We start from the raw sequence: 13056 nt of genomic DNA, 5'->3' as shown, positions 1-13056 counted from the left end.
GTTTTACAACGGGTTGAGAATCCGCTGCAGAAACTGCCTCGTGCGGTCCTCTTTCGGGTCGCCGATCACCGCGGCCGGCGGCCCCTTCTCCAGGATCACTCCCTGGTCGAGAAACAGCACCTGATCGGAAACCTGCTTGGCGAACTGGATTTCATGCGTCACGATCACCAGGGTCCAGTCTTCGACGGCGAGATCCCTGATGACCGAGAGCACCTCGCCGACCAGTTCAGGGTCCAGCGCCGAGGTGGGTTCGTCGAACAGCACCACCTTCGGCTTGAGCGCCAGGGCCCGCGCGATGCCGACACGTTGCTGCTGGCCGCCCGAAAGCTGATACGGGTATTGGTCGCGCTTGTCAGCCAGCCCCACCTGGCACAGGAGTTCGTTGGCTTCGTCCTCGACCTCGTCGCGCGGGCGTTTCTGCACCACCAGCGGGCCTTCGGTGACGTTCTGCAGCACGGTCTTGTGCGGAAACAGGTTGTGACTCTGGAAGACGAACCCGCTCTGTGCCCGGTAACGGCGCAGCTGTTCCTTGGCAACGGGTTTGGCGAAATCGATCTCGACCTCACCGACTCGGATGACACCCGCATCCGGAGCGTCGAGGGCATTCAACGCACGCAACAGCGTGGTCTTTCCCGACCCCGACGGACCGATGACCGTCGTGGCCGTACCCTGCGGCACGGTGAACGACACGCCTTTCAATACTTTGTTGTCGCCGAATGCCTTTCGGACGTCTTCGGCAACGATCCGGTTTTCCGATGCAGTGGTCATCGCGCCACGTGCCTTTCCAGTCGGCGTTCGATGCGACTCTGTCCGAACGACAGCACCAGGCAGATCACCCAGTAGTACACCGCCGCCGTCCCGTACAGGGCGAAGAACTCGAATGTCGGTGCCGCGACGATCTGGGCCTGCCGCAACAGTTCGGTAACCAGAATCGTCGAGGCGAGCGAGGTGTCTTTGACCAGTGAGATCAACGTGTTCGACAACGGCGGCACTGCCACCCGTGCTGCCTGCGGCAGAATGATGCGGCGCAGCGCACCCGCATAGTTGAGGCCGATCGTCTCGGCCGCCTCCCACTGGCCCTTCGGGATGCTCTGAATCGCCGACCGGATGATCTCTGCCGCGTAGCCGCCGACGTTCAGACTGAACGCGATCACCGCAGCGGGGAACGGGTCGATCCGCACGCCGAACTCCGGCAACGCGAAGAACACGATGAACAACTGCACCAGCAGCGGGGTGCCGCGGATGATCGAGATGTAGAACCGGGCGATATTGCTGAGCACCACACTCGGCGACAGCCGGGCCAGCGCCACTGCCAGCGCGATCACCAGACCGATGACGAAGCTGATGATCGTCAGCGGAATCGTCATCGTGAGAGCCGCTTTCGCCAGCGGCCACAGGTTGTCGGCGATGAGCTGCCACGTGGAACGTGGTTGCACGTCAGCAGGCTCAGGCGCACCGGACGCGTTGGCCTTCAAGTAGCGCTGCGAGATGTCGGCCAGCGTGCCGTCCTGCCGAAGTTCCTCGAGGGCCCGGTCGAGTTCGGGCAGATAGCCGCTGTTCTTGCGGGCGGCGAAACCCTGCTCGCTCTTCTCCCCGACAGTGCCGGAGATCTTTACCGACGTGTCGTTGGTTTCGGCCAGGTATGCGTACACCGCGATGCTGTCGTTGACCACCACGTCGACGCGACCCTGGTTGAGCAGCGTGATGGCCTGAGTGAATCCTTCGACGGCCTCCACCCGGGCCCCGGCGTTGCGTGCGATCTCCGACCAGTTGCTGGTGGCGTTCTCCGCGGCGACCTTGCCTTTCAGGTCGGCCAGTGAGCTGATGGAGTCGTCGTCCGCGCGGGTGACGATAACGCCCTCACCGACTGTGTACGGCTGGGACAGGTCGTATTTGGTCTGCCGTTCCGGCGTGATCGTGACTTGGTTGGCCACCACGTCGAACCGGTTCGCCTCGAGCGCGGCGAAGATCGAATCCCATGGAGTCTCGACGAATTCGACTCGTACGCCGATCTTTTCGCCGACGGCGCGGGCCACATCGACGTCGTATCCAACCAGTTGTCCGCTTGCGTCGTGGTAGCTGAACGGTGCGTACACACCTTCCGTACCGACCCGCAGCACCCCGGCGGACTTGATCGGGTCTTCGGTGGTCTCCGCCGGGCCTCCGCACGCCGACAGCACGACCATCGCGATCAGCAGGATCCCGAGCAGGGATCTTCGTAGAGGGCGCATCGTCGGACGCTAACAAGGTCTCGCCCGTCGGAGAACGGTTCTGGTCAGTCCGGGATGTATATCCACGGGTGGCGCGGCAGTTGTGCTGGATCGAACTGCGCCGACAAGTCGTCCATCGTCGCGGACGGCCAGCCCAGCGACGTACTGATCTGTTCGAAGGCGCGGTCGACGCCGATTTCGGCGAGCGTCACGGCGCCGTCCCGCTTGGCCAGGCGGGCCCCGTCCTCGTTGAGGACCAGCGGTACATGGGCGTACGTCGGCTCCGCGTAGCCCAGCAGGCGGGCCAGATACGCCTGCCGCGGCGACGAGCTCAACAGGTCATCGCCGCGCACCACCTGATCGACGCCGGAATCTGCGTCGTCGACCACGACCGCGAGGTTGTAGGCGGGCACGCCGTCGCCGCGGCGGACCACGAAGTCGTCGACGATGCCGGTGTAGGAACCGTGCACCAGATCGGTGACGGTATAGACGAACGTGTCGGTCCTCAGCCGCAATGCCGGCGGCCGACCGGTCTCGGCCCGGCGTTCCTCGCGGTCGGCATCGGACAAATCCCGGCAGGTTCCGGGGTATGCGCCCTGCGGCGCGTGCGGGGCCTGCGGTGCCTGGGCGATATCCTTTCGGCTGCAATAACATTCGTACAGTAGCCCGTCGGCGGTCAACTGCTCGATGACGGCGTCGTAGCGGGCCCGATGCCCGGACTGCCATTCCACCGGACCGTCCCAGGTCAATCCGATCGCCGCCAAATCCTCGATCTGGCGCGTCCCGACGTCGGCGAAGGTGCGGTCGTCGAGATCCTCGACGCGCAGCAGGAACCGGCGCCCGGTCGAGCGTGCGAACAACCACGCCAGCATCGCCGTGCGCAGGTTGCCGATGTGCAGATCGGCCGACGGGCTCGGCGCAAACCGTCCGGCGGGGGCGAGGGTCACGCCCGCAATCTAGCTAATCGCGCTCCCACGGGGGTTCGTCCTGCGCATCAGCCCACTTCCGGACACGCTTGTCGGCGGCGTCGCCGTCCCACTCCCGGTCACGATCAGCGAGCGGCAGGTCCTGAAATGCGGTTACAGACATGTGGGTGGCGTGCCCGGTCCGGGCGACCGATAAACCCGTCACATCTTTTCACCGGGCAGCTTGGCGGCCTGGGTGATCCAGGAGCGGAGTTGGTCCTCGTCGAGGTCATCGTCCTCGCGAATGTCGAGGTAGCGCACCTCGTCGTGCTTGGACGCCTTCGGTGGCATCGGTTTCAGTGATGATCCCTTGTGAAACGCCACCTGGACGTAGTTCGTGTAACACCGGAACGACAGGAACCAGCCGTCGCCCTCGTTTCCGTAGAACGGCTGGTTCCATTTCACCGCCTTGTGCACATCGGGGACCACGCCGACGATGAGTTCGTCGAGGCGTTGTCCGACACCGCGTTTCCAGCCGGGCATCGCCGCGATGTAGTCCCGCACCGGGCCATTGCCCTCGCCCTTGGGTATTTGAGGGTTGCCGCCCGAGAGCAGCTTCGGCCCGCTCATGAGGCCTCCCAGGCGAATCCGTCGGGGTCGGTGAACGTCCCGGCGGAGCTGCCGATGGCGATGCGGTGCGATCCCGTGCCGTCCGGTGACACACCGGCGGTCTTGGCCAGGTTGCGGTGACCGAACAGCGCCAGGGTGACGGGTCCGCTGGCGAACTGAACGTACTTGCGGCCGTAGCTCTTTGCCACTTCGAGGCCCCGCTCGACGTAGAACCGCTTGCTCGCGGCCACGTCGGCGACACCCAATTGCAGGACGAACTCATCGATCTGATGGGTGGCCGCGCCGCGGTCCTTCTTCGACGACGACGCGACCGTCCAGATCGTGCCGTCGGGGCTGCGGACGACGCCGCCGTAGCCCCAGAGTGATTTCTTGGCTGGCTTCAACTCGGTGGCGCCGGCGTCCAGAGCGGCGCCGACGAGCGCGTCGACCGCGGACGGTTGGGCAACCACGAGCGACAGCGTGAGTCCACGGAATCCCTCCGTCGGCGCCTCCGACGCGCGGGTGCGCACCGGCAAGTCCTGGCCGAATGCGGCTTTGTGGAATGCGTCGGCCTCGGCAGGGTCGGGCGTTTCGACGGTGACGTATTCGATGCGGCTCATGGCTTGCTTCCCTTCGTCGTGGGCCCTGATAGTTTTGAGAGTAGCACTCTCAATTTGAGAGTTGTAGCCTCAGTGAGTGTCATCGCCGAGCAGACCCGGCCAGGCCAGAACCCGCTTGGCGCGGGCCGCCGTCATCGAGGCCGCCCGCACCCTTTTCGTCGAACGCGGATACGGGAGCACGACGATCGAGGCCATCAGCGCCCAATCGGACGTGCCGGCAGCCACTGTGTACAGGCTCTTCACCTCGAAGCGTGGAATCCTCAAGGCGATCCTCGATGTGTCGATCGCCGGTGACGACGAGCCGGTGTCGCTACCGGATCGTTCGACGGTCCGCGATGCCGTCGGCGAGTCGGACCCGAAGAATCAGTTGGCGGGCTTCGTCGCCGTCGCTTCTGACGTGAATTCCAGGACCGCGCCGAGCTACCGCATCCTCGTCGGGGCGGCGAGTTCGGATGCCGACGCCGCCACCCTGCTCGAGGACTTGAACCGCCAGCGCTTCGCCGGTCAAGGGCAGCTCGCGCGGTCGCTGGCGCGTGCCGGGTCGTTGCGCGCCGGCCTGCGGGAACGCGATGCCGCCGACGTCATCTACGCCCTGATGTCCCCCGAGGTCTATCGGCTACTTGTCGTCGACCGGGGGTGGCCACCGGAGCGATACGAGGGTTGGGTCACCGAGACCCTCATCGATCGTCTCCTCCCCGGCCCAGCCCCGGAATGATGTCGCCGAGCTTGAAGGTGACCGGCTGCTCGAGTTGGGCGTACGTGCAGGACTGTGGATCACGGTCGGGTCGCCAGCGGTTGAACTGGGCGGTGTGGCGAAACCGCCTGCCCTCCATGTGGTCGTAGCGGACCTCGACCACCCGCTCGGGCTTTAAGGGAACGAAGGAAAGGTCCTTGCCGGCGTTCCACCGCGACCCGCCGCCGTATCTGCGCGCCATGTCCGGATCGGCTGCCACCTGAGCGGCCCAGTTCCAGGGGTGGTTTTCGAAGCTGGTCACCAGCGGCTGCAGGTCATCGAACAGCTGGCGCCGTTTGGCCATCGGGAAGGCGCCGATGACGCCGACGGACGCCAGCTCGCCGTCGTCTGTGTAGAGCCCGAGCAGCAGCGACCCGATCGCGTCATCCGCTGATTTGTGAACGCGGTATCCCGCGACGACGCAGTCGGCGGTCCGTTCGTGCTTGATCTTGAACATGACGCGTTTGTCCGGCTGATAGACGAGGTCGAGCGGCTTGGCGATCACACCGTCGAGGCCGGCGCCTTCGAACTCGTCGAACCAGCGTTGTGCGGTCTTTGGATCGGTGGTCGCCGGGGTGACGTGAATGGACGGACCCGATCCCAGCGCATCGACAAGGGCAGCCCGGCGCTCGCTGAACGGTCGGCCCGCGTAGTCCTCGTCGCCCAGCGCGAGTAGGTCGAACGCGATGAAGGCCGCCGGAGTTTGCTCGGCGAGCATGTTTACCCTGCTCGCCGCGGGATGCAGGCGCAATTGCAGTGCCTCGAAATTCAGACCGCGGTCGGTTGCGATGACAATCTCACCGTCGATCACGCACCGCTCGGGCAGTTCCGCCGTGGCCGCGGCGACCAGTTCAGGGAAGTACCGCGTCATCGGTCGTTCATTGCGGCTGCCGAACTCGACGTCGTCGCCGTCGCGGAAACAGATCGTGCGGAAGCCGTCCCACTTCGGCTCATACGACATGCCTGCCGGGATCGATTTCACCGGTTTCGACAGCATCGGCGATACCGGTGGCATGACGGGAAGGTCCATCGGCCCATTGTCCCCGGATAGTGGGTAGTCCCTATCTATGACAAAACAGGAAGGACCCGGCATTCCGTCACCGTCGATGGAGCACAAGGACATCGCGCTGCCGGAGATCGTGTCGCGCGACGAATGGCAGGCCGCCCGCGACGACCTGTTGACCGAAGAGAAGGCGTTGATGAAGGCGCGGGATGGTCTCGCTGCAAAGCGTCGGCGGCTGCCGATGACGCCCGTGCGCAGCGACTACCGCTTCGTCGGCCCCGACGGCGAGGTGGACTTGCTGGGCTTGTTCGCCGGGCGGCGTCAGCTGATCGTTTACCGCTTCTTCTATGCACCCGATGTCGAGAACTGGCCGGACGGGTCCTGCTCCGGCTGCGCGTTCTTCGCGGACACCGTGGTCCATCCGGCGCACCTGGCCGCTCGTGACACGAGCCTGGTATTCGTGTCGGCTGCCCCGCAGGAGCGCATCACGGCGCTCAAGGCGCGGATGGGGTGGGAGATGCCGTTCTACTCCCTCGTCGGTGATGAATTCACTCGGGACTTCGGTGTCGAAGAGATGTTCGGGCTCATCGTCTTCATTCGCGACGGCGATCGCGTCTACCAAACGTATTTCCTCAATGGACGGGGCATCGAGGAGATTGGCCCGGCATGGTCGTTCCTCGACATCACGCCACTCGGGCGGCAGGAGGATTGGCAGGATGTGCCGCCAGGGCGGCCGCAAGGTCCGCCCTATGAGTGGTGGCGGCTTCACGACAACTACGGCGACGTGGTGTCGGAGCGCACCAACGAATAGCCGGCGCGTGGTTCTGGCGCGCGTCCCGGACGATACCCGGTTGTGGGCGCTGTGCCGAGCGTGCAGGTTATCGACCTGACCGAGGATAAAAACCGCAAGAAGCGACACACTCGCCACAGGGGCCGCCTCGCGACATCAGAGACCCGTCCGATGATTTCTCGAAGGCGCGGCGGTCTAGATACCCGTTGGCCGATAGATGCAGGATGGAACCCGTGGACTTGCCAGTGCAGCCCCCGATCGAACCAATGCTCGCCAAGGCGCAGGTGAAGGTGCCCGACGAGGCAGGCGTGTGGTCTTACGAGCCGAAGTGGGACGGCTTCCGTGCGCTGGCGTTCCGCGACGGCGACGAGGTGGTGCTGCAATCGCGTAGCGGCAAGGAGCTGGGGCGGTACTTTCCTGAACTGCTCGACGCGTTGCAGGACGAGCTTGTCGAGCGTTGTGTGGTCGATGGCGAGGTCGTGGTGCCGCGGGAGATCAGCGGCCGCATCCGGCTGGATTGGGAGTCGCTGTCTCAACGCGTCCATCCGGCGGCCAGCCGCATCAAGATGCTGTCCGAGCAGACGCCGGCGCACTTCATCGGATTCGACGCGTTGGCCACGGGGGACCGCTCGCTACTGGGCGAGCCGTTCCGGATGCGCCGCGAAGCGTTGGCCGAGGCCGTCAACGCCAAACAGTGGTGCCACGTCACCCGCACCACCGAAGATCCGGAGCTCGGCACTCAGTGGCTCAAGACTTTTGAGGGCGCCGGGCTGGACGGCGTGATCGCCAAGAGGCTTGACGGCCCGTATCTGCCAGGCAAGCGCGAGATGGTCAAGGTCAAGCACCACCGCGATGCCGACTGCGTGGCGATCGGCTATCGCATCCACAAGAGCGGGGAAGGGATCGGGTCGATCCTGCTTGGCCTCTACCGGGACGACGGCGAACTGCAAATGGTCGGTGGCGCAGCGTCATTCACGGCCAAAGACCGGCTCAAGCTGCTGGCCGATCTGGAACCGCTGCGCGAAGGCGATGCGATGCGCGAGGGTGATCCAAGCCGGTGGAACTCGGCAGCCGACAAGCGCTGGATCCCGGTGCGTCCGGAGAAGGTGTGCGAGGTTGCCTACGACCAGATGGAGGGCAACGCGGTGCACGGAGCCGGGCTGCCGGCGACATCAAGCCAGAGCCAACGGTTCCGGCACGCGGTGAAGTTCCTGCGCTGGCGGCCGGACCGGGAGCCGTCCAGCTGCACGTTCGACCAGCTGGACGCACCGTTGAACTACGACCTCTATGACGTCTTGGAGAAGCGCTGATGCCCACGCCCGCAACCGAACTCGACGTCGACGGGATCAAGGTCCGGCTGACCAGTCCGGACAAGCCGTACTTCCCGAAGCTGGGCAAGGCCGGCACGAAGAGCAAATTGGTCGAGTACTACCTCTCTGTTGCGTCCGGGCCGATGCTGACGCTGTTGAGAGACCGGCCGACACATCTGCAGCGGTTTCCCGACGGCATCGAGGGGGAGGAGATCTACCAGAAGCGGGTTCCGCAAAAGCATCCCGATTACCTGGAGACCTGCGTCGTGACGTTCCCGTCCGGGCGCACCGCCGACGCGCTGAAGGTGACGCATCCATCGTCGATCATCTGGGCTGCGCAGATGGGCACCATCACGCTCCATCCATGGCAGGTGCGCTGTCCCGACACCGACCATCCCGACGAGCTGCGCATCGACCTGGACCCGCAGCCCGGCACCGGATTTCGCGAAGCCAGCACGATTACGTGCGACGTGCTCAAACCGTTGCTCGACGAACTCGGCCTGGTCGGTTACCCGAAGACCTCGGGAGGCCGCGGCGTGCATGTCTTCCTGCGGATCAAGCCAGAGTGGGATTTCGTGGAGGTTCGCCGGGCCGGGATCGCGCTGGCCCGGGAGGTTGAGCGGCGTGCTCCCGACGCGGTCACCACCTCGTGGTGGAAGGAAGAGCGCGGCGAGCGGTTGTTCATCGACTACAACCAGAACGCCCGTGACCGGACCTTCGCCTCGGCATACTCGGTGCGAAAGACTCCGATCGCGACGGTCTCCACGCCGCTGAGTTGGGACGAACTGCGTGACGCGGACCCCGATGACTACACGATCGCGACCGTGCCGGATTTCCTTGCCGGCCGCGAAGATCCTTGGGCTGACATCGAATCCAAGAAGCAGTCACTCAAGCCACTGTTGGAGATGGTCGCCGCCGACGAGGAACGCGGCCTCGGCGACCTGCCGTACCCGCCGAGCTATCCGAAGATGCCGGGGGAGCCGCCCCGGGTGCAGCCCAGCAAGAAGGTGGCCGAACACTGGGATGAGAAGGGTAATCGTCGACAGGATTAGCCCGGGCTGGCCCGGCGCGCCGCCTTACGCGGTCGGTGAAAGCTATCTCGTTCCCGACTTGGGCTTGACGTTCGTAACCGATTGGGCGCCAAGAAGACTCGTGAGGCACGCCAATGCCACGTCGACAATCGCGTCCAGCCTTGATTTCGCTGCTCCTGCGGCGGCGTGCACCGCCAGCCCCTGTCCGATCGTCACGACGTATCCCGCGAGCTCTGCGGAGCCGAGGTCATGGGCGCACCGGGATGCGTCCGCGGTCTTGGCCAGTGCCTTCGCCACCGTGTCCTCCAGGCCCTGGCGATACTCGGCAAGCAGTTGCGGTATGTGCGCGTTGTTGGGGCCACAAGACAGCCCGCCTTGGATGGACAGGCATCCCGGCACGCTTCCCTCGGTCGCCGACTCCGCAATGGACCGCAGGTAGGACTCGATGACCTCGTAGGTGGTGGATTTGGCCAGCACAGCATTCAGGTGTCCTCGATATAAAAGGCCGTACCGCTCCAGCGCGCGGACGAAGAGTTTCTCTTTGCTATCGAAGACGGCGTACAGGCTCGGTTTGTTGATACCCATAGCCTGCGTGAGTTCGGCCATTGATGCGCCTTCGTAGCCGAGACGCCAGAACACCTCGATGGCAGCATCGAGAGCCTGATCTTCGTCAAAGGCGCGCGGACGGCCCCCTGCGCTTCGCCGATCGGTGCTCATGAACGCGATATTAGTCCCCGAGCGCACATCGCAACCGAACGGTACAAAACTGTGTAAGCTCAGCCGCAACCGTACGGTACAAAACTTGGAGGCCCGCATGTCGTCATTGGCAGGTATGACCGCACTCGTCACCGGAGCAACGTCGGGCATAGGCCTCGCCGGGGCGCGCGCTCTCGCCAAGGAGGGGGCCTACGTGTTCCTCGTAGGACGTCGCGAAGACGCCCTCGAAGAGGCTGTCACCGCCATCGGAGCCGGTCAGGCCAGCTTCATTCGTGCCGACGTGACCGAGCAGTCCGATCTCGACCGCGTCGCGTCCACCATCGAGGCGACGGGACGCAAGCTCGACATCGTCTTCGCCAACGCGGGTATCGCCGAGGTCGCGCCCCTGGGGGACATCACCTGGGAGCACTACACCCACACGTTCAACACCAACGTCGGCGGGATCATCTTCACGGTCCAGGCTGCCCTTCCGTTACTCAATGAAGGCGCGTCGGTCATCCTGTGCGGTTCCGCCGGCGATGTGAAGGCGTCTCCCGGCACGAGCGTCTACGCCGCTTCCAAGACCGCCATCCGGTCATTGGCCCGCAGCTGGGCAGCAGAACTCGTCGACCGCAAGATCCGCGTCAACGTCGTCGCTCCGGGACTCACGGAGACACCCGGTTTGAACGGCCTTTTCATCGGCGCCGATGACGCCCTAGCAGGGGTGACCGCCACTGTGCCGATGAAGCGCCGTGCCCAGCCGGAGGAGATCGGTAGCGTGATCACCTTTTTGGCCTCCGCCGGCAGCACCTTCATGACCGGCTCAGAGATCTACGTCGACGGTGGCGCCAGCCAATTCTGATCTCGGCTATCCACAGCGGAACGGGCGGACAAGGACTTCATGACTGCGAACCGAACTGATCGTCCGTCGCTGTCAAGGGTTTTCACGTGTGCTAGGGCCAAGAAGTGCAGTGGCTCAAGTACATTCGGCGGACTCATGGTTCTCGCCTTGGTCATCACGATGACGGCCTGCGCTTCAGAACCACCAGCAGCGCCGTCATCATCGGGCCTGGCGCAGTTCTACTCTCAACAGATCGCCTGGGAGGCCTGCGAGAGCTATACCAACACCTCGATCGAGGGTGCCGTCTTTGCGCAGACGCCGACCATTCAGTGTGGACGCCTGGAGGTGCCGCTGGACTATCAGGATCCGGAAGGCAAGACAGCGCGCCTCGCCGTCGCACGAGTGCCCGCCCGGGGCCAATCCATCGGCTCGTTGGTGATAAACCCCGGCGGGCCCGGCGGTTCCGGGTTGTTCGCCACCGCGGCGACGGCGATGTCGCTACCGGATGCTCGGCTGACCGGGAGTTTTGACCTCGTCGGTTTCGACCCGCGCGGCGTGGGCAGTTCCGACCCTGCCATCGAGTGCTTCACCGATGCCGAGGCCGATCGCGGTGAGTTCCTGTTGAGCACGCAGGGCACCACTGTGCAATGGACAGAACAGGATACGAAGGACATTCTCGATCGGTGTGCCGAGCGCTCGGGTGGCATCGACCTACTGACCAGTGTCGGCACCCGCGACGCGGCGCGTGACATCGACGTTCTACGGGCCGTGCTGGGCGATGAAAAGCTCACCTTCCTGGGGCAGAGTTACGGGACGCGACTGGGCGCCGTCTACGCCGAACAGTTTCCGCAGAGCGTGCGCGCGATGCTGCTCGACGGCGCGATCGATCCGAATCAGGGCACCGTCGAGCGCCGGGTCGGGGCGTATGCCGGGTTCCAGCGCTCTTTCGAGCAGATGGCCGAATTCTGTGCCACGCAGGTCGACTGTCCGCTGGGCGACGACCCGGCCAAGGCTACTGAGGCATTTCACGAGATCGCGCGCCCGCTCTACGGGCAGCCAGTGCCGGCGCTGAACTCCGACCTGGACTTCGATGAGGCGATCGGCGGGGTCATCTCCGGCCTCTACACCGAGGCAGCGTGGCCCCGAATCATCAACGGGCTAACACAGTTACAGCAGGGACGCGGCGACGAACTGCTACAGCTCGGCTATGACTTCTCACTCCGCGACGCCGAGGGCCGCTGGCCCAATCTCGCCGAGGCGCTCTACGCGATCAACTGCATGGACGAGGAACGGCTCAGCGAGGAGCAGGGCACTGCGTTACGCGCCGCAATATTCGATGCCGCACCGTTCATGGATCCCGGATTCGCGCTCACCGGCGCCCGCGACGGGTGCGAGCAGTGGCCGACCGAGCCGACGCTTGGCTTCCCGTACGCGGCCGACATCGTGGGACTACCGCCCACGCTGGTCGTGTCGATCACCGGTGATCCCGCCACACCGCATGCCGGCGGCGTCAAACTGGCAGAGACGCTCGGCAGTGCCTTGCTCACCGTGGAGGGTGAAGGACACACCATCGTCATGGCCGGAACCAACCAGTGCGTCAACGAGATAGCCGCCGACTACCTGATCGACCTCACGTTGCCGCCGGCAGGTTCGTCATGCGATCTGTAGCGGGCTGCTTCATGCCGGCCATCTATTCCGGCGAGTTGAGCACTGTCCACATACGGACGATTCGTTCATTGGATATCTCCGCCACGTCGAAGCCGGACGCCACAGTGGCATCGTCGGGTGTCCGAACCTCCCATGCCAGGAAACCCAGGCCGCGGGTCTGGCGGACCGGGCCGACCTTCACGAAATGGAGGCCAGACAGCTTTTCCTGCAGTTCAGCGGCCTTGGTGTTCAACTCCTCGTGGCCGGTCGCGACGCCCTCGTCGTCGATCCATTGCACGTCTGTCGAGTAGGTGTCGGCGATCGCCGCGGCGCGCCGTTGCGGATCGCGCTCGTCGAACACGGCCAGCAGGTTGCGTTCCATCAAGCGGGAGATGGCCTCGGTCATGAACTCTCCTCGGGTGGCTGCTAGATCTATCGGGTGAGTTTTTAGTTGACACCGAAACTGTATCTCATGCGCGCGAGGTGAGCTCGGGCGTCGGGAAGTGGCATCGGCGGGTGCCGAACCACGCGGGGGGTGCCATGTCGCAATGGGGCAAATGACCGCGTAGTCCATGTCATCACAGCACGTTCATCGCCCAGGGGTGCGATTCTCCGCGTGGCAGGTTGGGTGCGGCGGGGCCGACCGTCATATCGTTGGCAA

General features: G+C 64.7%; 15 protein-coding genes. 6 read left to right on the top strand and 9 right to left on the bottom strand.

The features are described from left to right. Positions 1-3: 3 nt before the first annotated feature. The 6 genes from ABQF30_RS11975 to ABQF30_RS11950 are packed head-to-tail and all read right to left on the bottom strand — an operon-like array spanning position 4 to position 4344. Positions 4-768: an amino acid ABC transporter ATP-binding protein gene (locus ABQF30_RS11975; protein ID WP_448463867.1), complete on the bottom strand. Its 765-nt coding sequence runs from the start codon at positions 766-768 to the stop codon at positions 4-6. Continuing rightward, entirely contained in the window at positions 765-2231 is a 1467-nt protein-coding gene (locus ABQF30_RS11970) for an ABC transporter permease subunit (RefSeq protein ID WP_448463865.1), read from the bottom strand. The genes ABQF30_RS11975 and ABQF30_RS11970 overlap by 4 nt, the downstream gene beginning before the upstream one ends. 44 nt (positions 2232-2275) lie before the next feature. Beyond that, positions 2276-3157 (bottom strand): tRNA glutamyl-Q(34) synthetase GluQRS, encoded by an 882-nt coding sequence (gene gluQRS, locus ABQF30_RS11965; RefSeq protein ID WP_448463863.1) that lies wholly within the window; start codon positions 3155-3157, stop codon positions 2276-2278. 13 nt (positions 3158-3170) lie between these two features. Further along, positions 3171-3299, bottom strand: coding sequence for a hypothetical protein (locus ABQF30_RS11960; RefSeq protein WP_448464998.1), 129 nt, complete (start codon positions 3297-3299; stop codon positions 3171-3173). Between the two features lie 38 nt (positions 3300-3337). After that, complete coding sequence (locus tag ABQF30_RS11955; RefSeq protein WP_448463861.1) at positions 3338-3745, bottom strand: DUF1801 domain-containing protein; 408 nt, start codon at positions 3743-3745, stop codon at positions 3338-3340. Then, positions 3742-4344: a glyoxalase gene (locus tag ABQF30_RS11950; protein ID WP_448463859.1), complete on the bottom strand. Its 603-nt coding sequence runs from the start codon at positions 4342-4344 to the stop codon at positions 3742-3744. The genes ABQF30_RS11955 and ABQF30_RS11950 overlap by 4 nt, the downstream gene beginning before the upstream one ends. Positions 4345-4420: 76 nt before the next feature. Between ABQF30_RS11950 and ABQF30_RS11945 the strand changes: the two genes are divergently transcribed. Next, on the top strand, positions 4421-5059 hold the full coding sequence (locus ABQF30_RS11945) for a TetR/AcrR family transcriptional regulator (protein ID WP_448463857.1): 639 nt from the start codon (positions 4421-4423) through the stop codon (positions 5057-5059). Here the strand turns inward: ABQF30_RS11945 and ABQF30_RS11940 are convergent. Next, positions 5022-6107 (bottom strand): ATP-dependent DNA ligase, encoded by a 1086-nt coding sequence (locus ABQF30_RS11940; RefSeq protein ID WP_448463855.1) that lies wholly within the window; start codon positions 6105-6107, stop codon positions 5022-5024. The genes ABQF30_RS11945 and ABQF30_RS11940 overlap by 38 nt on opposite strands. Positions 6108-6144: 37 nt before the next feature. Between ABQF30_RS11940 and ABQF30_RS11935 the strand changes: the two genes are divergently transcribed. The 3 genes from ABQF30_RS11935 to ABQF30_RS11925 all read left to right on the top strand — a co-directional run bounded on the left by ABQF30_RS11935 (position 6145) and on the right by ABQF30_RS11925 (position 9232). Then, entirely contained in the window at positions 6145-6891 is a 747-nt protein-coding gene (locus tag ABQF30_RS11935; protein WP_448463853.1) for a DUF899 domain-containing protein, read from the top strand. 203 nt (positions 6892-7094) lie between these two features. After that, complete coding sequence (locus ABQF30_RS11930) at positions 7095-8180, top strand: ATP-dependent DNA ligase (RefSeq protein WP_448463851.1); 1086 nt, start codon at positions 7095-7097, stop codon at positions 8178-8180. Further along, positions 8180-9232 carry a DNA polymerase domain-containing protein gene (locus ABQF30_RS11925; RefSeq protein WP_448463849.1) on the top strand — a complete coding sequence of 351 codons (1053 nt, stop codon included), beginning with the start codon at positions 8180-8182 and terminating at the stop codon, positions 9230-9232. The genes ABQF30_RS11930 and ABQF30_RS11925 overlap by 1 nt, the downstream gene beginning before the upstream one ends. Before the next feature lie 42 nt (positions 9233-9274). On the opposite strand, the gene ABQF30_RS11920 is transcribed toward ABQF30_RS11925, so the two are convergent. After that, complete coding sequence (locus ABQF30_RS11920; protein WP_448463847.1) at positions 9275-9928, bottom strand: TetR/AcrR family transcriptional regulator; 654 nt, start codon at positions 9926-9928, stop codon at positions 9275-9277. A 97-nt stretch (positions 9929-10025) separates the two neighbouring features. Here ABQF30_RS11920 and ABQF30_RS11915 point away from each other — a divergent pair, with 97 nt between their 5' ends. Together ABQF30_RS11915 and ABQF30_RS11910 are read left to right on the top strand one after the other, a co-directional pair. Next, the gene (locus ABQF30_RS11915) at positions 10026-10769 is read left to right on the top strand and encodes an SDR family NAD(P)-dependent oxidoreductase (RefSeq protein ID WP_448463845.1); all 744 of its coding nucleotides are present in this window, start codon (positions 10026-10028) and stop codon (positions 10767-10769) included. Positions 10770-10904: 135 nt separating this feature from the next. Beyond that, on the top strand, positions 10905-12416 hold the full coding sequence (locus tag ABQF30_RS11910; protein WP_448463843.1) for an alpha/beta hydrolase: 1512 nt from the start codon (positions 10905-10907) through the stop codon (positions 12414-12416). A gap of 22 nt (positions 12417-12438) precedes the next feature. Here ABQF30_RS11910 and ABQF30_RS11905 read toward each other — a convergent pair whose 3' ends face one another. Beyond that, positions 12439-12801: a nuclear transport factor 2 family protein gene (locus ABQF30_RS11905; RefSeq protein WP_448463841.1), complete on the bottom strand. Its 363-nt coding sequence runs from the start codon at positions 12799-12801 to the stop codon at positions 12439-12441. Positions 12802-13056: the final 255 nt, after the last annotated feature.

Source organism: Mycolicibacterium sp. XJ870 (assembly GCF_053483975.1).
This window is presented reverse-complemented; position numbering and strand designations above follow the sequence as displayed.